This window comes from Falsiroseomonas tokyonensis (assembly GCF_019024325.1).
Classification (GTDB): Bacteria; Pseudomonadota; Alphaproteobacteria; order Acetobacterales; family Acetobacteraceae; genus Falsiroseomonas; species Falsiroseomonas tokyonensis.
Genome location: NZ_JAFNJS010000009.1, coordinates 115112 through 135136, shown reverse-complemented (window position 1 = coordinate 135136; position 20025 = coordinate 115112). Strand labels below are relative to the sequence as shown.

Genomic DNA, 20025 nt, shown 5'->3' with positions numbered 1-20025 from the left:
GAAGTTATTATTCCTAAAGCACGAAATCCGATAACACTGATCCAGTGTTTTCGGATAGTGCTTTAGGCTGAGAGCCTTGCAGCACGCGCGGGAAGCCAGGGATGCGGATCGAGCCCTTCCTTCAGGCCACGGCAGACCAGAAGGCCGCAGCACTCGGGCGGCTCAGCGAGATCCTGCACTGCGGCGCCACCGCGCCGGAGCCCGCGGTGCTGCGGGCCATCGCGACGCATCTGTTCCGTGACCCAGAGGCCAGGCCCGGCGATGCCACCATGCCGCTGCCGCCCGCGCTCGCCCGGCCGATCGCCGAGCTTGCGCTGCTGATGCCCCTGATGGACCAGGCCATCGATCCGCAGAAGGTGGAGCGCGCGGCGCAGGTGATCGCGGCGCTGGGCCAGCCCCAGCCGCAGATCGGCCTGCTGCGGCACGCGGCGGCGGGAAGGCTTGCCCGGCTGCGCCTGCAGGTGGCGGATCCGCTGGTGCGGCAGCTGGCCGGCTGCGGCGTGGCCGGCGCGCTGGCCGCCGTCGCGCGCACCCGGCTCGGCCTCGACCGCGGCCATGCCAGGCAGCTGCGGCAGCCCCGCGCGCCCGGCACGCTGGGGGCGGAGCTGCAGCGCTACTACGCGGACAATCCCTTCGAGCTGCCGGGCGAGACGCGCGGCATGCCGCCCGTGCTGGTGGGCCGGCACGACTATGTGCATGTGCTGACCGGCTACGACACCTCCACCGAAGGCGAGCTGTGCCTGGCCGGCTTCGTCGGCGGCTGCGGCCAGCCGACGCGGCTGGAGGCGATGCTGACCTGCGTTCTGCAGTTCCAGCAGGCGATCCCGGTGCAGGAGTTCACCAAGGAGGTGGTGACGCGCGGCGCGCTGCGACCGGACAGCTTCTTCCTGGCCGTGGCGCGCGGCGCCGCCTGCAAGGTCGATATCGCCGATCCCGGGCTGGACTACATGGCCTGGCTGGATCGCGACCTGGCGGGGCTGCGCGCGGAGCTCGGCATCGGGCCGGAGGGGATGATGGTGCATGCCGGCCAGCCGCGCTGGGCGGTGGCCGGTTCGCAGGCGGTGCTGGCGGGGCAGGCGCGCCGGCCTGCCCCGCCCCAGAGTCAGCGCAGCGGCAGCGCGTAGATCAGCCCGCCCTGGGTCCAGAGCCGGTTCGGGCCGCGCGGCAGGTTCACCGGCGTGCTCGGGCCGAAGTGGCGATCGTAGATCTCGCCGTAATTGCCCATGGTGCGGACGGTGTTGTAGGCCCAGGCCGGGTCCAGCTTCAGCGACTGGCCGAGCTCCGGCGTCACGCCCAGCAGCCGGCGGGTGTTCGGGTTCACGCTGGTGCGGCGCATCTCCTCGGCATTCGCGCGCGTCACGCCCTGTTCCTCGGCCTCGATCACCGCATAGGTGTACCAGCGGATCAGGTCGAACCACTCGTCGTCGCCGCGGCGGAGATAGGCGCCATAGGGTTCCTTGGAGAAGCGCTCCTCCAGGATGGTCCAGTCGGCGGGCCGGGGCATGGAGGAGCGGACGCCGGCAAGCTGGGAGGCATCCGTGCCGAAGGCATCGCAGCGCCCGGCCTGCAGCGCGGCGCTGGCCTGGTCCGTGCGCTCATACAGCACGGGGGTGAAGGGCACGTTGATCGAGCGGAAATAGTCCGCCGTCACCTGCTCATTCGTCGTGCCCTGGATCAGGCAGATGGTGGCGCCGCGCATCTCCGCGACCTTGGAGACGCCGAGGTTGTTGCGCACCATGAAGCCGTGGCCGTCGTAGAAATAGGTGACGGCATGGCGCAGGCCGAGCGTGGTGTCGCGCAGCATGGTCTGCGTCGAGGTGCGGAACAGCACATCCACCTCGCCCGAGCCCAGCGCCGTGAAGCGGGTGGAGGAGGAGAGGCCGACGAAGCGCACCTTGGTGGGATCGTTGAAGATCGCCACCGCGACGCCGCGGCAGAGATCCACATCCATGCCCTGCCATTCGCCGCGGCTGTCCGGCAGCGCGAAGCCGGCGACGCCGGTATGGATGCCACACACCAGCAATCCGCGCGCGCGGATCGCATCCAGCGTCGGTCCTGCCGTAGCCGGCGCCGGTTGGAAGAAGGTCGCGCATGCGGCGACGAACGCGGCCGAAAGGCCCCGTGCCCAAGACATTTTTGAAGCCCCCTGTTTGATTACCCGGGCCGAATGGTCACGCCGTCGGGCGGGGGCTGTCAATCAGGCAGCTTCGGGGCAGGCAGCTTCGGGGCAGGCAGCTTCGGGGCAGGCAGCTTGCGCGGCGCCAGCCGGACGCAGGATGGCGCTGGCGGCCAGCCACAGCAGCAGCGCCGCGGCGGCGACGCCCGCCAGCACCAGGAAGGCGGCGCCATAGCCGTAGTACTGCGCGACGAAGCCGCCGAGCGTGGCGCTGAGCGCCGCGCCGATGCCCTGCAGCGTCATCACCGCGGCCAGCCCTGCCGTGACATGGCCGCTGCCATCGAGGATGCGGGAGACGAGGCCGGGCACGGCGACGCCGAGCATGCCGGCGCCGACGCCGTCCAGCATCTGCACCGGCACCAAGGCCAGCGGATGCGCGACGAAGCCCGCCAGCAGGCCGCGCAGCGGCAGCGCGGCGAGGGCGATGAGGAACACCATGAAATAGCCGCGGCGCATGGCCAGCCGCGCGGCCAGCAGCGCCATCGGGATCATCGTGACCTGCGCCAGGATCACGGTGGCGGCGGTATAGCCCGCCGGGTCCACATCCGGGTTGCGCGCCACCATCGCCTGGCCCAGCAGCGGCAGCATCGCCGCATTGGCGAGATGAAACAGCATCAGCGTCACCGCCAGCACCAGAAGCGGGCGGGATCCGAGCAGCGCCGGCAGCAGCGGCTCCGGCGCCGCCTCGTGCAGGCCGCGCGCGGCTGCGTGGTCGATCTCGCGCGGGCGGATCAGCAGCACCGCGACGATGGCGGCCAGCGCCATGGCGGCCATCAGCACGAAGACTGCGACCAGCCCGAACCACCAGCCGAACAGCCCGGCCAGCGCGGCGGCGGAGGCATTGCCTGCGTGGTTATAGGCCTCGTTGCGGCCGAGCTGATGCGCATAGCCCTGCTGCCGCACCAGGCCGAGGGTGATGGCGGCGATGCAGGGCGCGACCAGCGCGCCGCCAATGCCCGCCACCGCCTGCGCCACCGCCGTCACGGCGAAGAGCGGCGCGAAATAGTTGATGGAGCAGGCGGCGATGATGGCCAGCGCCGCGATGACCAGCAGCGCGCGCTTATGGGTGGTGTGGTCCACCAGCAGGCCGAGCGGCGTGGTGGCCGCCATGCCGGCGATGCCGCCTAGCGTCATCACCAGGCCGATCGCGCCCGGCTGCCAGCCCTGCTGCTGCAGGAAAACGCCGAGGAAGGGGCCGAGCCCGTCCCGGACATCGGCCATGAAGAAGTTCATCGCGTTCAGCGCGGCGAGGGACGACATGATTCGGTAAGGGTCCTGGCGAGGCCAGCCCCCATCGCCGCCCAACCGGAAAGGTTGCGACTAGCACCAAGAAAAAACCCCGGCGGATCACTCCGCCGGGGCCTTTTGCATGGATCCTGTGGCGTTGCCGCCTTGAGCCTAGTGACTCGCCGCCGCGCTGGCAGTGGCGATGATCCAGGCCGCGGAACGGACGCCCGCATTGATACCATGAGACACTGGATCACCTCCTTTCGGTTGTTGACGACTGGCAAGATGATGGGGAGGCTGCGCGCGCCTTGCAAGAAAAGATTCGCCCATCCATCCCTCAAGCGCCGGGCGCGCGCTCCGCGCGCTTGGCTCGCCGCACATGCGGCGGCGGCCGTTCGGCCGCTCACCCGCCTTCGGCGGGTGCAGGTGACGCCACGCCCCGCTCAGCCAACCCCCTCGCGCGCCTGGGCGCGCAGCACGTGCTTCTGGATCTTGCCGGTGCTGGTCTTCGGCAGTTCGGCGAAGACCACGTGGCGCGGCACCTTGAAGCTGGCCAGCCGGCCCTTGCACCAGGCGATCAGGTCCTCTGCCGTCGCTTCCGCGCCAGGCTTCAGCTCGATGAAGGCGCAGGGCGTCTCGCCCCACTTTTCGTCAGGCCGCGCGACGACGGCTGCCACCGCCACGGCCGGGTGCTTGTACAGCGCGTCCTCGACCTCGATAGACGAGATGTTTTCGCCGCCCGAGATGATGATGTCCTTGGAGCGGTCCTTCAGCTGGATATAGCCATCGGGGTAGGTCACGGCGAGGTCGCCGGTGTGGAACCAGCCGCCGGCGAAGGCTTTTCGGGTGGCTTCTTCGTCCTTCAGATAGCCCTTCATCACGACATTGCCGCGCATCATGACCTCGCCCATGGTCGTGCCATCGGCGGGGACCGGCTGCATCGTATCGGGGTCCATCACCACCAGGCCCTCGAGCGCGATGTAGCGCACGCCCTGGCGCGCCATCAGCGCCGCCTGCTCGGCATCGGACTTCGTGTCCCAGGCGTGGTTCCATTCGTTGACCACGGAGGGGCCGTAGCATTCGGTCAGGCCATAGACATGGCAGACCGCGAAGCCCGCCTGCTTCATCGCGCCCAGCACCGCCTCCGGCGGCGGCGCGCCGGCGGTGACGAATTGCACCTGGTGGCGCAGCGGCTTCTTCTCCGCCTCCGCGGTGGCCAGCAGCGTCGCCATGACGATCGGCGCGCCGCACATATGCGTCACGCCCTCGGCGGCCATCAGCGCCCACATCGCATTGCCGCGCACCGCGCGCAGGCAGACATGGGTGCCGGCCTGCGCAGTGATGGACCAGGGGAAGCACCAGCCATTGCAATGGAACATCGGCAGCGTCCAGAGATAGACCGGGTGCTTGCCGATGCCGGCCGAGAGCATGTTGCCGATGGCCAGCAGCTGCGCGCCGCGATGGTGATAGACCACGCCCTTCGGCCGCCCCGTGGTGCCCGAGGTATAGTTCAGCGAGATCGCGTCCCACTCATCGCCCGGCAGCTTCCAGTCGTAGCTTTCGGACCCCTCGGCCAGCAGCACCTCGTAGTCCAGCGCGCCCTCCAGCCGGTTGGCGCGCGCGGCCTCGCTGGCCTCGGGGTCGTCCACCTCGACCAGCAGTGGCTTCACGGCACACTGGGTCAGCGCCATGCGGGCCAGCGGCGCGAATTCGCGGTCCACCACCAGCACCTTCGCCTCCCCATGGTCGAGGCAATAGGCGATGGTCCCGGCGTCCAGGCGCGTGTTCAGCGTGTTCAGCACGGCACCCGACATCGGCACGCCGTAATGGCATTCCAGCATGGCCGGGATGTTCGGCAGCAGGGCGGCCACCGTATCTCCGCGCTTCACGCCACGCTTCGCCAGCGCATCGGCCAGCGCCACGCAGCGGGCGCGCAGCTCGCGGTAGTTGCGGCGGACGGCGCCATGCACCACGGCGGTATGGTCGGGGAAGGTGGTGGCGGAGCGCTCCAGGAACAGCAGCGGCGTCAGGGGCTGGTGGTTGGCCGGGGTGCGCGGCAGGGCGTCGTAGTCGGAGGCAGCCATTCTCGGAGTCCCTTGGTCGTTCTCTTGGACGCGGGCGGGATCAGGGCCCCGCCGCGCCGGCTTGTCCATGATCTACGGCAAGCCGGGGTCAGCGGTCCTGCCAGACCGGGCTGCGCTTCGCCAGGAAGGCGCCGATGCCTTCCGCCGCATCCTCGGCCAGCAGGTTCTCGGTCATCACCGCGGCGCAATGGGCATAGGCCTGGTCCAGAGGCAGGCCGCGCTGGCGGTGGAAGGCGGCCTTGCCGAGCCGCACCGCATGGGCGGAGCGCGTGGCGATCTGCCCGGCCAGCGCCAGCGCCTCCGCCGTCAGCTCCGCCGCCGGCACCACGCGGTTCACCAGGCCCAGGCGCTGGGCTTCCGCCGCCGGCACCATGGCGCCGGTCAGCAGCATCTCCAGCGCCGGCTTGGCCGCGATGGCGCGAGACAGGGCCACGGCGGGCGTCGAGCAGAACAGGCCGATATCCACGCCCGGCGTACAGAATTTCGCGGCCTCGCTGGCCACCGCCAGGTCGCAGCTCGCCACCATCTGGCAGCCCGCGGCGGTGGCGATGCCCTGCACCTCCGCGATCACCGGCTGGGGCAAAGCGACGATGGCCTGCATCACCGTGGCGCAGCGCTGCATCGCGGCCTCGAAGAAGCCGCGGCCGGCATCCTCGTCATTGCGATGCGCCGTGATCTCCCGCAGGTCATGGCCGGCGCAGAAGACCGGGCCGGCGGCGGCCAGCACCACCACGCGCACCCTGGCGTCGCGGGCGATCTCCTCCAGCGCATGCTGCAGCGCGCCGAGCATGGCGAAGGACAGGCTGTTGCGGCTGTCCGGGCGGTTCAGGGTGAGGCGGGTGACGCCGGTCTCGCTGTCCTGCCGCAGTAGCAGGGGGTTGGTGCCGTCGGGCATCGCTCAGGCTCCGCCGGCCGGGGGGTCGCGGTCCGCTGCGGCAGGGCCTTGGTTCGGCATGGCTGGGCTCCCGGCTTCGGTGTTCTGGGGCGGCAGACTGCGCCGGGGGCGGGCGGTCGCGCAACTGCCGCAACGGATGGGGGCCGGACAGACGAAGGGCCGGCGGGTTGCCCCGCCGGCCCCTGACAAGCCGTGCCTGGTTGGGCCTCAGCCGCGGGCCTCGGCCTCCCGCGCCGCACGGGCGTCGTTCTCGGTGGCGAAGATGTCGCGGTCCTTGGTCTCCGGCACGAAGAAGGTGCCCACCACCACGGTGATCAGCGCGATGACGACGGGATACCAGAGCCCGTAATAGACATCGCCGGTCTGCGCGATCATGGCGAAGGAGGTGGCCGGCAGCAGGCCGCCGAACCAGCCATTGCCGATGTGATAGGGCAGCGACATGGAGGTGTAGCGGATCCGCGTCGGGAACAGCTCCACCAGCGCCGCCGCGATCGGGCCGTAGACCATGGTCACGTAGATCACCAGCAGGGTCAGGATGCCGATCAGCACCGCCGGCTGTTCGCGGAAGATGTCGAAGGGGCTCGACATCTTCACCACCGAGGGGTTGGAGGCCGCAGGATAGCCCGCCGCGGTCAGCGCCGCGCCGAGGTCCCGCGCGAAGGTCGGGCTATCGGCCATGATCGGTGCCGCGCCCTGGATGCGCACGCCGGCGACCGTGCCGGGGGCGGCTTCCTCGACCGTGTAGTTGACGGAAGCGCGGGCCAGCGCCGCCTTGGCCACGTCGCAGGGCTGGGTGAAGCGTGCCGTGCCGGTTGGGTTGAACTGGAAGGAGCAGCCGGCCTTGTCCACCACCACCTGCACCGAGATGGACTGGTGCGCGCGGGCGAGGTCGGGATTGGCCTCCGCACTCATCAGCTTGAACAGCGGGAAATAGGTCAGCGCCGCGATCAGGCAGCCGCCGAGGATGATCGGCTTCCGCCCCACCTTGTCCGAGAGCCAGCCGAAGAAGATGAAACCGCCGGATCCCAGCAGCAGCGACCAGGCGATCAGCATGTTGGTGGTGAAGGCATCCACCTTCAGCACCTGGCCCATGAAGAACAGCGCGTAGAACTGCCCAGTGTACCAGACCACCGCCTGGCCCATGACCAGGCCGAGCAGCGCCAGCAGCGCCACCTTGGCATTCTTCCACTGGCCGAAGGCCTCGCTGATCGGCGCCTTGGACCCGCTGCCTTCCTCCTTCATCTTACGGAAGGCTGGGCTTTCTTCCATCTGCAGGCGGATCCAGACGGAAATGCCGAGCAGCAGGATCGAGACCAGGAAGGGAATCCGCCAGCCCCAGGCGCGGAAATTGGCATCGCCCACCGCCAGCTGGGTGAACAGGATGACCAGGAGCGACAGGAACAGGCCGGCCGTCGCGGTGACCTGGATGAAGCTGGTGTAGAAGCCGCGCTTGCCGTGCGGAGCGTGTTCCGCGACGTAGGTCGCAGCCCCGCCATATTCGCCGCCCAGCGCCAGGCCCTGCAGCATGCGCAGGATGATCAGGATGATCGGCGCGAGGATGCCGATGCTGTCGGAGGTCGGCAGGATGCCCACCACGAAGGTGGAGGCGCCCATGATCACGATGGTGATCAGGAAGGTGTACTTCCGCCCGACCAGGTCGCCCAGCCGGCCGAAGACCAGCGCGCCGAAGGGCCGCACCAGGAAGCCCGCGGCGAAGGCCAGCAGGGCGAAGATATTGCGGGTGGATTCCGGGAACTGGCTGAAGAAGTTGGCGCCGATCACCGCCGCCAGGGATCCGTAGAGGTAGAAATCGTACCATTCGAAGACGGTGCCGAGGGAGGAGGCGACAATGACCTTCCGTTCCTCGGGCGACATCGGCCTTGCGGCCGTCTGGCTTGCAGACATCCGATACCCCCCAATCGCGATGACGCCGCGCGCGCGCGCCGAGCCCCGCCTGTTGTGGCCTGTTCTGGCTTGTTGTGCTTTCGCGGAACCGCCGATTCGCGCGAATACAAAACGTCCTGGCTGGGGAAGAGACTGGGAAGTCGGAATTTTATGAAAATGATTTCATCATGAAGTGTTGCATGACGAATGCTTCATGAGATGTCTGGATATTACACGACTGCCATAAAACCAACGCGATTACATTACGGGCTGCGCAACAAGACTGCAGCCAGGTTGCGCGCCAGGCCGGCCGGATCGAAGGCGCGCTCCATCTCCTGCTGGGTCGCGACGATGTGGAAGCGCAGCGCGCCGCGGATCGCCGGCGTCTCGCCGATCCGCTGGTCCGGGTGGATCGGCAGGGTGGCCAGCAGCGGCGCCTCCGCCGCCAGGGGCAGGCGGTCGGCGGTGGCCGGCGGGCTTTCCTGCCGCGCTGCGAGGCGGGCGGGCAGCAGCGCGGCCTCCGCCGCGATCGCCGCGCGCTCCGCCTCCGGCGCCTCCGCCCGGGCCAGGATATCGGCCGCGATTCGTGCCAGGGCCTCGGCCAGGCGGGGTTCGGCGCCGCCGGCATGCGGCCGCAGCCAAGCCTCGGCGAGCGCGGCCACGTCCTGCACCGCGGCGGGGAAGGTCTGCCAGCGGCAGTGGTTCAGCGCCGCCTGGAAATCCGGATCGGCGAAGGTCTGGCGCTCCGACCGCCCCGCCTTGACGCGGCAATAATCGATCACCGTCTTCTGTGTGACGAAGGCGGCCTGGCGTTCCAAAAACACGTCCAGCGCCCGCGGATCGTCGGACGGCGCCGCCCGAAGACGCTGCCGCAGCCACGTCAGCACCATACCCCTCTTGCCTCCTCGCAACGATGTTGCATGACGGGGCGGACACATGATAGCCGCTCGTACAACGAATAATTCACGCCGCATGCCGGCGATGAAGCGTGTCGCCGCCGGGGTGGCCGGCGGCCTGGCGGGGGAGAGAGCGGATGCCTTTGGTGGAGGATGTCGAGGTTCGGACGGGCGCCCGGGTGGCTGCCACCGACCGGCTGAATGGCGAGGCCTATTGGAAGAAGACCTCCGGGCTGATGTGGACGGTCCTGGGGATATGGTTCGTTGCCGGTTTCGGCATCCATTTCTTCGCGAATGCTTTGAATCCCATCCATGTCCTGGGCTTTCCCCTGGGTTTCTACTTCGCGGCCCAGGGCAGCCTGATCGTCTTCGTCGTCGGTCTCTTCTGGTTCGCCAAGCGGCAGAACGAGATCGACGAGGAATTCGGCGTGCAGGAGGACTGATCCCATGTCCACCAGCGCGGGGAGCAAGGACCCCTTCATCGCCAGTCTTGGCAAGATCTACGCCGGCTATACCGGCGGCTTCGCCGTCTTCGTCGTCCTGCTCGCGATCCTCGAGCAGATGGGCGTCCCGGACCGCATCATCGGCTATCTTTTCGTCGTCCTGACCATCGGCGTCTATGCCTATATCGGCATCATCAGCCGCACTGCGGCGGTGGCCGAATACTATGTCGCCGGGCGGCGGGTGCCGGCGATCTACAACGGCATGGCGACGGGGTCGGACTGGATGTCCGCCGCCAGCTTCATCGGCATGGCGGGCAGCCTTTACGCGCTCGGCTATGGTGGGCTGGCGTTTATCCTAGGCTGGACCGGCGGCTACATGCTGGTGGCGATTTTGCTTGCGCCGTACCTCCGGAAATTCGGCCAGTACACGGTGCCGGACTTCCTGGGCGCCCGCTTCGGCGGCAATGTCGCGCGCTCGCTCGGCGTCATCGTGCTGATCACCGCCTCCTTCGTCTATGTGGTGGCGCAGATCGTGGGCGTGGGCATCATCACCCAGCGCTTCCTGGAAGTCTCCTTCCTCACCGCCGTCTTCCTGGGCCTCGCCGGCATCCTGGTCTGCTCCATGCTGGGCGGCATGCGCGCCGTCACCTGGACCCAGGTGGCGCAGTACATCATCCTGATCATCGCCTACCTGATCCCGGCGGTGCTGATGTCGGTGAAGCTCACCGGCGTGCCGGTGCCGCAGATCATGTACGGCTTCGCGCTGGAGCGGATCGAGGGGCTGGAGCAGGGCTTCCGCGCCGCGGGGATGCTGCCGCCACCTGGGGTGACGGGCTGGCACACGGCGCCCTTCATCGGCCCCAACGGCGCCTTCTCCTGGTCCGCCGCCTTCAACTTCTTCGCGCTCGTCTTCTGCCTGATGGTCGGCACCGCCGCCCTGCCGCATATCCTGATGCGCTACTTCACCACGCCTTCGGTGCGTGAGGCGCGGCAGTCGGTCGCCTGGTCGCTGTTCTTCATCTTCCTGCTCTACTTCACCGCCCCGGCCTATGCGGCCTTCGGCAAGCTGGAGATCTACCAGACCGTCATCGGCCAGCCGATCGCGGCGCTGCCGGAGTGGATCCGAAACTGGCAGATCGTCTCCCCCTACGGCGTGCCGTGGGTGAACATCGTCGACGTCAACACCGACGGCATCGTGCAATGGGGCGAATTCCGCATCCATCCGGACGTGGTCGTGCTGGCGACGCCGGAAATCGCGGGCCTGCCCTATGTCATCGCGGGCCTGGTCGCCGCGGGCGGCCTGGCGGCCGCGCTCTCCACCGCGGACGGGCTGCTGCTGGCACTCGCCAATGCGCTGTCGCACGACGTCTACTACAAGATGATCGACCGCAACGCGCCGACGGCCAAGCGCCTTATCATCTCCCGCGTCCTGCTCATCCTGGTGGCCATCCTGGCGGCCTGGACGGCGGGCAATGCGGGGGCGGACATCCTGTTCCTGGTGGCCTGGGCCTTCTCCATCGCCGCGGCGGGGCTTTTCGCCGCGCTGGTCATGGGCGTCTGGTACAAGAAGACGACCAATGCCGCGGCCTGCTGGGGCATGGCGGTGGGCTATATCTTCACCACCGGCTACCTGGTCTGGACCGAGTTCTACGGCCTGTCCTTCGTCGAGCTCTTCGGCACGAAGGAGGCGATCCTGGCCGCCGCCCGGCAGACCGCCGCGCTGCCGGCCGCGGATGCGGAGCTCAAGGCCTATGCCGCGGCCCTGGTCGCCAATGCGGGGCAGATCACGGATGGCGCCATGTCGTGGTTCGGCCAGCTGATCCTGACGACGGACAGCGTGGTGCTGCGCGGCCGGACGGTGGCGCGGCTCTGGACGCTGAACAACATCTCGGGCGGCATCGTCGGCGTGCCGCTCTCCTTCTTCACCATCTGGCTGGTCTCCAAGTTCACCACGGCGCCCAGCCAGGCGATGCAGGACTTCATCGACGACATCCGCATCCCGAAGGGCGGCGTTCGCCTGGTGGATCGGCGCGAGGCCGTCGAGTAGCAGGCCAGCGGCCTGAATGGCTGAGGGGCGGCCGCGGTGACGCGGCCGCCCTTTCCATGTCTGATGCGCGACCCGTCAGGATCTTTCGCCGCCGATGCAGCCCTTCGTCGCCGACCACCTCGGCTTCTGGATCCCGCTCTATATCCTGGCGCTGACCGCCTGGGCCTGCCTCGGCCGGTTCATGATGCAGGCGATCGTCCCGGAGGACAGTCCGAACTACATCTGGCGCGGATTCCGCCTGCTGACCGGCTGGGCCGTCTGGCTCGCCCGGCGCGCCGTGCCCTCCTATGTCCACCCGCGCTTCCTGCCGCTGGTCGCGGCCTGCTGGCTGTTCGGCATCCGGCTGGTGGCCGGCGTGCTGATGCTCTCGGCCGGCCTCGGCCCGCGCATCACGCCGCCCGGGGCGGGCTGAGCGCCATGCAGCCGCAGACCCTTTTCGTGGCCGTGGTAGGCCTCTGCCTGATGAATGGCCTGATCAGCCCGGCCCTGCCGGTGATGATGGCGCTGCATCCCGTCTGGCTGCCGGAGATGCTGACCCCCACCAATGAGATCGTCTTCTACGGCGCGAGCCTGATGGTCTCCACCGCCACGCTGCTGCTCTCCGCCCTGCCGGCCGCGATCCTGGAGCGGCTCGGCGCCTCCCTGCCCACGGCCATGCTGGCCTGGGTCGCGGGGGCGGGGCTGCTGCTGCTGCTGGGCCTTGGCTGATCCCTGCGCCCATGCTGCGATGCATCCACGGCCTCCTGGCGAAGCCGCGCGCTTGCCTGCTAGGCTCACGGGCATGACCTGGTTCGTCCCGCCCCGTCGTGCCCTTCTGCTCGCCGCCGCGCTGCTCTCGGGCTGTGCCGCCGCCGGAACGCCCAGCCCGGCCACCACGCCGGTCTCGGCCGAGGCCGCGGAGCCATCCGGGGTCTTCGGCAACTACCTCTCCGGCCGCTTTGCGCAATCCGAGACCGATACGCGCGCCGCGGCCGACCGGCTGCTGGAGGCGCTGCGCCGCGACCCCGACCAGCCGGAGGTGCTGAGCCGCGCCTTCGCCGCCGCCCTGCTGGACGGGCGGCCGGAGGCGCTGCGCCTGGCGCGCCGCCTGCCGCAGAACCAGGCGGCGGCGCTGCTGCTGGTGGGCTCCGATTCGCTCGCCGGCCGCTGGGACCGGGCCGAGCAGCGGGTGCGCGCCCTGCCGCGCCAGGGCCCCTCACAGCTGCTGCAGCCGCTGCTGCTGGCCTGGGTGCAGCAGGGCCGCGGGCAGACCGATGCGGCGCTGGCCACGCTGCGCCCCCTGGCCGAGGCCGGGCGGCTGCGCGGCATCCACGCCCTGCACATGGCGCTGATCGCCGACCTCGCCGGCCGGACGCGGGAGGCGGAGCGCGCCATCCGCATCGCCATGGCGGAAACGCCCGACCCCTCGCTGCGCCTGCTGCAGGTGGCCACCGCCATTCTGTCCCGCGCGGGGCGGGAGGCGGAGGCCATGGCGCTGGTCGATGGCCTGGCGCGGGGCCTCGGCGACTATGCGGTGGCGGCCGCGACGCCGGCCAGCCGCCGCGCCCTGCTGGAAACCCGGCCCGTCGGCTCGGCGGTGGATGGCATTGCCGAATCCTACCTCGCCTTGGCCGCGGCGCTGCGCCAGCAGGGCGGTGGGGAGGCGACGCTGATCCTGTCCCGGCTGTCCCTGCGGCTGCGGCCGAATTTTGCGCCGACGCTGCTGCTGATCGCCGAGAACTACGCCGAGGACCGCCACCCCGAGACCGCCCTGCAGGTGCTGGAAGGGCTGCCCGCCGGCGATCCGCTGGCCAGCGTCGCCACGCTGCGCCGCGCCGGGCTGTACGACCGCATGGACCGGGTGGAGATGGCGGAGACGCTGCTGCGCGGCCTGGCCGCGGATATGCCCAGCGCGCCACAGCCCCTGCTGCGCCTGGGCGACATGCTGCGCGCCCGCAATCGCTTCCCCGATGCGGTCACGGCCTATGACGGCGCCCTGGCCCGCATCGCGACGCCGGGCGGCGGTGACTGGCCGCTATTCTATGCGCGCGGCATCTCCAATGAGCGATCCGGCAACTGGCCGCGCGCCGAGGCGGATTTCCAGCGCGCCTTGGAGCTGGCGCCGGAGCAGCCCTATGTCCTGAACTACCTGGCCTATACCTGGGTGGAACGGCGCGAGCGCCTGCCGGAGGCGCGGCGCATGCTGGAACGCGCGGTGGAGCTGCGGCCGAACGACGGCAATATCGTGGACAGCCTCGGCTGGGCGCTGTTCCACATGGGCGATATCCCGGGCGCCCTGGCGGCGCTGGAACGCGCGGTGGAGCTGGAGCCGCGCAATTCCGTCATCAACGACCATCTGGGCGACGTCTACTGGGCCGCCGGCCGGCAGCAGGAGGCCCGATTCCAGTGGCGCCGCGCCTTGGGGCTTGAGCCGGAGCCGGACGACCTCGCGAAGATCACCACCAAGCTGCGCGACGGCCTGCCGGACCCGCCGGCCTCCACGGCGCAGCGCCGGGATTGAGTTTGCTTCAATCCGGCTTCGCGCCGGCCAAGGTCAACCTGTTCCTGCGCGTGACCGGGCGGCGCGCGGACGGTTACCATCTGCTGGACAGCCTGGCCGTTTTTGCCAGCATCGGCGACCGGGTCTCGGCCGCGCCGGCGGCGGCGCTGCGCCTGACGCTGGGCGGGCCGGAGGCGGCGGCGCTGACGGCGGAGCCGGACAATCTGGTGCTGCGCGCGGCCCGGGCTCTGGGGGCGGGCCGGGGGGCGGCGCTGCATCTCGACAAGCACCTGCCGGTGGCCTCCGGCATCGGCGGCGGCTCGGCGGATGCGGCGGCGGCGCTGCGGGTGCTGGCGGGGCTTTGGGGGGTTTCGGCGGATCTGCCGGCACTGGCCGCGGGGCTCGGCGCCGATGTGCCGGTCTGCCTGGCCGGCCGGCCGGCGCGGATGCAGGGGGTGGGGGAGGTGCTGTCCCCTGTGCCGCCGCTGCCGCCCTGCGGCTTGCTGCTGGCCAATCCGCGCCTGCCGCTGGCTACGCCGGCCGTCTTCCGCGCGCGGCAGGGCGGCTTTTCGGCGCCGGCCGAATTGCCGGCGGCCTGGGCGGATGCCGCGGCGCTGGCCGAATGGCTGGGGCCGCTGGGGAATGACCTTCAGGAGGCCGCCATCACGCTCTGCCCCCCGGTGGCGGAGGTGCTGGCCGCGATCGAAGCGCAGCCGGGCTGCCTGCTGGCGCGGATGAGCGGATCGGGTGCGACCTGCTTCGGGCTTTTCGCCACGCCCGCCCAGGCGGAGGCCGCGGCGGCGGCGCTGCCGGCGGAGTGGTGGCGCTGGGGTGGGGGGGTGTTGGGGTGAGGGGGCGCCGAAGCCCCCACCCCGACCCTCCCCCGCTCCGCAGGGGAGGGAGAAGGGCTGCTCCCTCCCCCGCACTTGCGGGGGGTTGCGGCACTGCCGCAACGCCGAAGGCTGGTCGGGGTGGGGGCAGGGTGCCCCCCCCTCAGCGCCTGAGCCAGTCCTTCAGCCGCGCCGGCGCCTGCACCACCTCCGCCTCCGCCCCGCAATAGCTGAACCGCAGGAACCGGTGCCCCCGCTCGCGGTCGAAATCGACGCCGGCGGCGGCGGCGATATCCGCCCCCTCCAGCATCCGGGCGCACAAATCCAGGCTGTCATTGCTGAGATGGCCGATGTCGCACCAGAGGTAGAAGGCGCCATCCGCCGCCGCGATGCGGTCGAAACCCGCCGCAGGCAGGCCTTCCAGCAGCGCGGCGCGGGCGCGGCGGTAGCCGGCCTTGTTCGCCTCCAGCTCCTCGGTGCAGTCGAAGGCGGCTTCGGCGGCGACCTGGGCGATGTGGGGGGCGCTGATGAACAGGTTCTGGGCCAGGCATTCCACCGGCCGGCACAGATCCTCCGGCAGCAGCAGCCAGCCGATCCGCCAGCCGGTCATGCAGAAATACTTCGAAAAGCTGTTCACCACGATGGCGCTGTCGGAAAACGCCGCGGCGGTGCTTTCGGCGACGGTGCCCCAGGACAGCCCGTGATAGATCTCGTCCGAGACCAGCCGCACGCCCTTGGCGTGGCACCAGCGGGCAATTGAAGAAAGCTCCTCCGGCGCCAGCATGGTGCCGGCCGGGTTGCAGGGGCTGGCGACGATCAGCCCGGCGGGCAGCGGGTCCAGCCGTTCCAGCATTTCCAGGGTCGGCTGGAAGCGGGTGGTGGCATCGCAGGGCAGCAGCTGCGGCACCATGCCCAGCGCGGCCAGGATATTGGCATAGGGCGGGTAGAAGGGTGCGGCCATGGCGATGCGGTCGCCGACATCGAAGGCCGCCAGGAAGGCCAGCGGAAAGGCACCGGAGGCCCCCACCGTCACCGCGATTCGCGCCGGCGGGACCGCGACGCCATACTGGTCCTGGTAGTGCCGCGCGATGCGGGCGCGGAGCGAGGCCAGGCCGAAGGCCTCAGTATAGCCCATCGGCCGGCGCGCCTGCAGCGCGCGGATGGCGGCTTCCTCCGCCCCGCGCGGCGCGCCGCTACCGGGCTGGCCGACCTCCATCCGCAGCACGCCGGGGGCACCGGCGGGCAGGCGCGCGGCGCGCGCATTGGCGGCCGCGATCACGTCCATGACCAGGAAGGGCGGGGCCTCCGCGCCCCGGCCCGTCTTCAGCGGCATGGCCGGCTCAGCGGTCCACCGCCCCCACGGCGAGGCCGGCGCCGCGCGGATCGGTCACCGCCGCGCAGCTCGCCTCGCCGCCCGGCAGGTAGCGCGGGCAGGACATCAGCTGGGTGCGGCCCGGCTCCGGCGCCGAACCCACGGCGCCGGCGGCCGGCGTGCCGCCCAGCACCCGCGCCAGCGGCAGCGCCACCGCCATCGGGGCGGCCTGCTGGCCACTGCCGGCGGCGGCGGCGCGGAAGGCGCGCAGGTTCGGCGCATGCACCAGCCCGGCCGAGAGCAGCGCCGGCTGCACCTGGCCGATGCCCGGGGCCGCCGCCAGCAGGATGCCGGTGCCCGGCGCCATGCGGCCGGTGCCGAACAGGTTGTTCATGCTGAAGGCGCAGGTCACCGCCATGCCGTCGCGATCCACCACGGTCAGCCCGGTGGAGGCCGGCAACAGGCCGAGGCTGGCCGCCGGCAGGTCGGTGGCCGAGAGCAACGCCATGGGGGTGCCGCCGCGGCTGCGCCAGGCGGGCGACCTGGCCACGCTGCGCGCCGCGGCGGCTTCCGGAGGGGCGCCGGCCTGCAGTGCCGCGAAGGCGGCCGCCGCGGCCAGGCCGCCATCGGCCGGCGGCGGCAGGAAGGAGACCAGGTCGTTGCCGGCGCGCAACTGCAGCGGCGGCAGCACCTGGGGCACCGCCTCCCGGAGCTCGGCCACCGTCAGCATGCCGCCGGCAGCGCGGGAGGTTTCCTCCAGCCGCCGCGCCAGCGCGCCCTGGTGCAGGTCGCCGACGCCGGCGGTGCGCAGCGTGGCCAGCGTGCCGCCCAGATCCACCTGGGTCATCCGCGCGCCGCTGGCCAGCGGCTGGCCACCGGGGCCGCCGAAGGCCGCGGCGGCGCCAGGATCGGCGAAGAGCGGGCCGGAGACGGCGGCGAGGTCGGCTGCGAAGGCGCGGCTGACCTCGGTGCCGAAGCGCGCGGCCTGTTCGGCCGGGACGATCAATTCCTCGAAAGGCCGGCGCCCGGCGCGGGCATGCAGGGCAAACAGGCCGCGCGCCATCAGCGGCACGGCGGCCGGGCGGTCGGCGCCGGCGGGCACGGCGGCACGCGGGCCGGCGGGGAAGACGATGGCCTCCACCTCGTTCCGGCTGGGCGCATAGAGCAGGCAGGCGCCGCCACCGCCGAGCCCGGCGCGCGACGGCAGGGTGACGGATAGCGCGAAGCCGCCCGCCACCGCCGCATCGGCGGCCGACCCGCCGGCCGAGAGCACGTTGCGCGCGATCAGCGCCGCGCGGGGCTCCTCCGCCGCCACGCCGCCCAGGAAGCCGCGCACAAATCCTTCCTCGCCGGCCTGGGGCGTGGGGCCCCCGGTCAGCGCCGTCTCGGCGCCGCAGGCGGCCAGCAGCAGGGGCAGCACCAGCGGCAGCAGGGCGCGTGGCGCCGGGCGGCGGGAGGCTTCGGGGTGGGCCGAGGGCACCGATCGCGCTAGGCTAAGGGCCATGTCGCGCCCCCTGGCCACTTCGATCGCCGGCACCAAGCTGGTCGTCATCCTGGTCGTCCTCGCCCTTCTCGTCGCGCTGGTCACCGCCGGACCGACCGCGGCGCAATCGGCCTCGTCGCGCATCGTCACCATCCGGGATGCGGAGACCGAAAACCTGGTCCGTCGCCTGGCGCACCCGCTGTTCCGCACGGCGGGGGTGGATCCCGGACTGGTTCGGATCACGCTGATCCAGAACCGGGCCATAAACGCCTTCGTCAGCACCGGCAACCGGCTGTTCATCCATACCGGCCTGATCCAGCAGGCCGGATCGGTGCGGGAGCTGATCGGCGTGCTGGCGCATGAGACCGGCCATATCGCGGGCGGCCACCTGGCGCGGCTGCCGGATGAGATGCGCGCGGCCATGCTGCGGGCCGTGGGCGCCATGCTGCTGGGCGGGGCGGCGGCCGCGGCCTCCGGCCAATCCGGCGCGCTGGCGGCGGGCATGCTGGGCGGCCAGGCCAGCGCCATGGGCGAATTCTACGCCTTCACCCGCACCCAGGAACAATCCGCCGACCAGGCGGCGGTGACCTATCTGGACCGGCTCGGCTGGTCCTCCCGCGGCCTGGAATCGCTGCTGGAGAAGCTGCTGGAGCAGGAGCTGCTGGCGGTCGGCCGGCAGGATCCGTATTTCCGCACCCACCCCCTGTCCCGCGACCGTCTGGAATTCGCCCGCGAGCATATCCTGCGGTCCCGCTTCGCCGATGCACCGACGCCGCCCGGATTCGAGGAAAGCTTTGCCATGGTGCGGGCGAAGCTGGACGGCTTCATCGACGCCCCGGCCATGACCTGGCGCCGCTACCCGCCCTCGGACCTCTCCGCCCCCGCCCGCTATGCCCGCGCCATCGCCCAGTTCCGATCCGGCCGCATCGCGGAGGCGGTGGCGCTGGTCGAGGCGCTGATCGCGGAGGCGCCGAATTCGCCCTGGCTGCACGAATTGAAGGGCCAGATCCTGTTCGAGGGCCATCGCCCGGCGGAGGCGCTGGCCCCCTATGCAATGGCCAGCCGCCTGGCGCCGGACGAGCCGATGGTCCGCCTCAGCCATGCCCGGGTGCTGATCGAGCTGGGCCAGCCGGCGCAGCTGCGCCAGGCGCTGGAGGAGCTGGACGCCACCCTGCGGACGGAACGCGAAAGCCCCTTCGTCTGGCGCCAGGTGGCGGTTGCGCAGGGGCGGCTCGGCAATATGCCGCAGGCCGACCTCGCCTTGGCGGAGGAGGCGCTGCTATTGGGCGACCCGGCCAGCGCGCGCAGGCTGGCCACCCGCGCCGAGGCCGCCCTGCCGGCGGGGCCGCAGCGGCTGCGGGCGCAGGACCTGCGCAACGCCGCCGAGCCCGAGAACCGGCCGCGAAGCGGCAGATGATGGACGCCGCTCCGCGGCAGGTGACGAACGCCGCTCCGCGGCAGGTGATGAACGCCGCTCCGCGGCAGGTGATGAACGCCGCTCCGCGGCAGGTGAGGAATCCCATGCGCCGATTGATCCGGGCCGCCGCCCTGCTGCTGGTCCTGGCCCTGCCCCTGGCGGCGGTGGCCCAGGGCTTCACCCCCGCCCAGCGGGCCGAGATCGTCGAGATCCTGCGCCAGGCGCTGCGCGAGGACCCGAATATCCTGCGCGAGGCCCTCGGCGGGCTGGAGGCGGCGGAGCAGGCGGCGCGCGCCACCGCCCGGCGGGAAGCCATCCAGGCGCAGGAGGCGGCGCTGTTCCGCAATGCCGCGGACCCGGTGAAGGGCAATCCGCAGGGCGACGTGACCCTGGTGGAGTTCTTCGATGCCCGCTGCGGCTACTGCAAGCAGCTGCACCCGACCATGGAGGCGCTGATCCGCCGCGACCCCAACCTCCGCGTGGTGATGAAGGACCTGCCCATCCTCGGCCCGAACAGCGTGCTGGCCAGCCGCGCCCTGCTCGCGGCGCAGCGCCAGGGTGGGTATGGCCGGCTGTATGACGCGCTGATGGGGCTGCGGACGGAGCCGACCGAGCCGGTGCTGCGCCAGCAGGCGGAACGCGCGGGCCTCGACTGGGCGCGGCTGCGGCGGGAGATGGACCATCCGGAGGTCACCGCGCGGATCGAGGCCAATCTCGGCCTGGCCCAGACGCTGGGCATCGAGGGCACGCCGGCGCTCGTGATCGGCCGCACCCTGGTGCCCGGCGCGGTGGACCTGCCGACGCTGGAGCGGCTGGTGGCGGAGGCCCGCGCAGCACGTTGAAACCCCGCCG

The 20025-nt window shown here is 71.1% G+C and carries 17 protein-coding genes; 9 read left to right on the top strand and 8 right to left on the bottom strand.

The features are described from left to right. Positions 1-101 precede the first annotated feature (101 nt). Entirely contained in the window at positions 102-1124 is a 1023-nt protein-coding gene (locus J3S20_RS24550; RefSeq protein WP_216839544.1) for a hypothetical protein, read from the top strand. Here J3S20_RS24550 and J3S20_RS24545 read toward each other — a convergent pair. The 6 genes from J3S20_RS24545 to J3S20_RS24520 all read right to left on the bottom strand — a co-directional run bounded on the left by J3S20_RS24545 (position 1103) and on the right by J3S20_RS24520 (position 9156). Next, positions 1103-2017, bottom strand: a complete 915-nt coding sequence (locus J3S20_RS24545) for an amino acid ABC transporter substrate-binding protein (protein ID WP_343215295.1) — start codon at positions 2015-2017, stop codon at positions 1103-1105. The genes J3S20_RS24550 and J3S20_RS24545 overlap by 22 nt on opposite strands. A 180-nt stretch (positions 2018-2197) precedes the next feature. Continuing rightward, positions 2198-3436, bottom strand: a complete 1239-nt coding sequence (locus tag J3S20_RS24540) for an MFS transporter (protein WP_216839540.1) — start codon at positions 3434-3436, stop codon at positions 2198-2200. A 410-nt stretch (positions 3437-3846) separates the two neighbouring features. Next, entirely contained in the window at positions 3847-5487 is a 1641-nt protein-coding gene (locus J3S20_RS24535) for an acyl-CoA synthetase (protein WP_216839538.1), read from the bottom strand. Positions 5488-5575: 88 nt separating this feature from the next. Continuing rightward, positions 5576-6382, bottom strand: a complete 807-nt coding sequence (locus J3S20_RS24530; RefSeq protein WP_216839536.1) for an enoyl-CoA hydratase — start codon at positions 6380-6382, stop codon at positions 5576-5578. A gap of 207 nt (positions 6383-6589) precedes the next feature. Further along, positions 6590-8257 carry an MFS transporter gene (locus J3S20_RS24525; protein WP_216839535.1) on the bottom strand — a complete coding sequence of 556 codons (1668 nt, stop codon included), beginning with the start codon at positions 8255-8257 and terminating at the stop codon, positions 6590-6592. 272 nt (positions 8258-8529) lie between these two features. Beyond that, positions 8530-9156: a hypothetical protein gene (locus J3S20_RS24520; protein ID WP_216839534.1), complete on the bottom strand. Its 627-nt coding sequence runs from the start codon at positions 9154-9156 to the stop codon at positions 8530-8532. A 143-nt stretch (positions 9157-9299) separates the two neighbouring features. Here J3S20_RS24520 and J3S20_RS24515 point away from each other — a divergent pair, with 143 nt between their 5' ends. From J3S20_RS24515 to J3S20_RS24490, 6 genes are all read left to right on the top strand, one after another. Then, positions 9300-9605 carry a DUF4212 domain-containing protein gene (locus J3S20_RS24515; RefSeq protein ID WP_216839533.1) on the top strand — a complete coding sequence of 102 codons (306 nt, stop codon included), beginning with the start codon at positions 9300-9302 and terminating at the stop codon, positions 9603-9605. A 4-nt stretch (positions 9606-9609) separates the two neighbouring features. Beyond that, entirely contained in the window at positions 9610-11652 is a 2043-nt protein-coding gene (locus J3S20_RS24510) for a sodium:solute symporter family protein (protein WP_216839532.1), read from the top strand. A gap of 94 nt (positions 11653-11746) precedes the next feature. After that, on the top strand, positions 11747-12064 hold the full coding sequence (locus J3S20_RS24505; RefSeq protein WP_216839530.1) for a hypothetical protein: 318 nt from the start codon (positions 11747-11749) through the stop codon (positions 12062-12064). A 5-nt stretch (positions 12065-12069) separates the two neighbouring features. Further along, positions 12070-12360, top strand: a complete 291-nt coding sequence (locus tag J3S20_RS24500; RefSeq protein ID WP_216839528.1) for a hypothetical protein — start codon at positions 12070-12072, stop codon at positions 12358-12360. Positions 12361-12433: 73 nt separating this feature from the next. Further along, the gene (locus J3S20_RS24495) at positions 12434-14152 is read left to right on the top strand and encodes a tetratricopeptide repeat protein (protein WP_216839526.1); all 1719 of its coding nucleotides are present in this window, start codon (positions 12434-12436) and stop codon (positions 14150-14152) included. Then, a complete protein-coding gene (locus tag J3S20_RS24490) occupies positions 14149-14982 on the top strand; it encodes a 4-(cytidine 5'-diphospho)-2-C-methyl-D-erythritol kinase (protein ID WP_246603231.1) in 834 nt (277 codons plus the stop codon). Before J3S20_RS24495 ends, J3S20_RS24490 begins: the two co-directional genes overlap by 4 nt. Positions 14983-15124: 142 nt before the next feature. Here J3S20_RS24490 and J3S20_RS24485 read toward each other — a convergent pair whose 3' ends face one another. Both J3S20_RS24485 and J3S20_RS24480 read right to left on the bottom strand, forming a co-directional pair. Then, positions 15125-16294, bottom strand: a complete 1170-nt coding sequence (locus J3S20_RS24485; RefSeq protein WP_216839524.1) for a pyridoxal phosphate-dependent aminotransferase — start codon at positions 16292-16294, stop codon at positions 15125-15127. A 7-nt stretch (positions 16295-16301) separates the two neighbouring features. After that, positions 16302-17825, bottom strand: coding sequence for a gamma-glutamyltransferase (locus J3S20_RS24480; RefSeq protein ID WP_246603230.1), 1524 nt, complete (start codon positions 17823-17825; stop codon positions 16302-16304). Between J3S20_RS24480 and J3S20_RS24475 the strand changes: the two genes are divergently transcribed. Further along, on the top strand, positions 17776-19173 hold the full coding sequence (locus tag J3S20_RS24475) for a M48 family metalloprotease (RefSeq protein ID WP_216839522.1): 1398 nt from the start codon (positions 17776-17778) through the stop codon (positions 19171-19173). The two genes, J3S20_RS24480 and J3S20_RS24475, sit on opposite strands and share 50 nt — an antisense overlap. A gap of 104 nt (positions 19174-19277) precedes the next feature. Continuing rightward, on the top strand, positions 19278-20015 hold the full coding sequence (locus J3S20_RS24470; protein WP_216839519.1) for a DsbA family protein: 738 nt from the start codon (positions 19278-19280) through the stop codon (positions 20013-20015). Positions 20016-20025: the final 10 nt, after the last annotated feature.

Excerpts from the sequence above, each read along its gene's own strand:
- J3S20_RS24550 (WP_216839544.1), top strand. The coding sequence starts at position 102 with ATGCGGATCGAGCCCTTCCTTCAGGCCACGGCAGACCAGAAGGCCGCA.
- J3S20_RS24540 (WP_216839540.1), bottom strand. The coding sequence starts at position 3,436 with ATGTCGTCCCTCGCCGCGCTGAACGCGATGAACTTCTTCATGGCCGAT.
- J3S20_RS24535 (WP_216839538.1), bottom strand. The coding sequence starts at position 5,487 with ATGGCTGCCTCCGACTACGACGCCCTGCCGCGCACCCCGGCCAACCAC.
- J3S20_RS24530 (WP_216839536.1), bottom strand. The coding sequence starts at position 6,382 with ATGCCCGACGGCACCAACCCCCTGCTACTGCGGCAGGACAGCGAGACC.
- J3S20_RS24525 (WP_216839535.1), bottom strand. The coding sequence starts at position 8,257 with ATGTCGCCCGAGGAACGGAAGGTCATTGTCGCCTCCTCCCTCGGCACC.
- J3S20_RS24520 (WP_216839534.1), bottom strand. The coding sequence starts at position 9,156 with ATGGTGCTGACGTGGCTGCGGCAGCGTCTTCGGGCGGCGCCGTCCGAC.
- J3S20_RS24515 (WP_216839533.1), top strand. The coding sequence starts at position 9,300 with ATGCCTTTGGTGGAGGATGTCGAGGTTCGGACGGGCGCCCGGGTGGCT.
- J3S20_RS24510 (WP_216839532.1), top strand. The coding sequence starts at position 9,610 with ATGTCCACCAGCGCGGGGAGCAAGGACCCCTTCATCGCCAGTCTTGGC.
- J3S20_RS24505 (WP_216839530.1), top strand. The coding sequence starts at position 11,747 with ATGCAGCCCTTCGTCGCCGACCACCTCGGCTTCTGGATCCCGCTCTAT.
- J3S20_RS24500 (WP_216839528.1), top strand. The coding sequence starts at position 12,070 with ATGCAGCCGCAGACCCTTTTCGTGGCCGTGGTAGGCCTCTGCCTGATG.
- J3S20_RS24495 (WP_216839526.1), top strand. The coding sequence starts at position 12,434 with ATGACCTGGTTCGTCCCGCCCCGTCGTGCCCTTCTGCTCGCCGCCGCG.
- J3S20_RS24485 (WP_216839524.1), bottom strand. The coding sequence starts at position 16,294 with ATGCCGCTGAAGACGGGCCGGGGCGCGGAGGCCCCGCCCTTCCTGGTC.
- J3S20_RS24475 (WP_216839522.1), top strand. The coding sequence starts at position 17,776 with ATGTCGCGCCCCCTGGCCACTTCGATCGCCGGCACCAAGCTGGTCGTC.
- J3S20_RS24480 (WP_246603230.1), bottom strand. The coding sequence starts at position 17,825 with ATGACGACCAGCTTGGTGCCGGCGATCGAAGTGGCCAGGGGGCGCGAC.
- J3S20_RS24470 (WP_216839519.1), top strand. The coding sequence starts at position 19,278 with ATGCGCCGATTGATCCGGGCCGCCGCCCTGCTGCTGGTCCTGGCCCTG.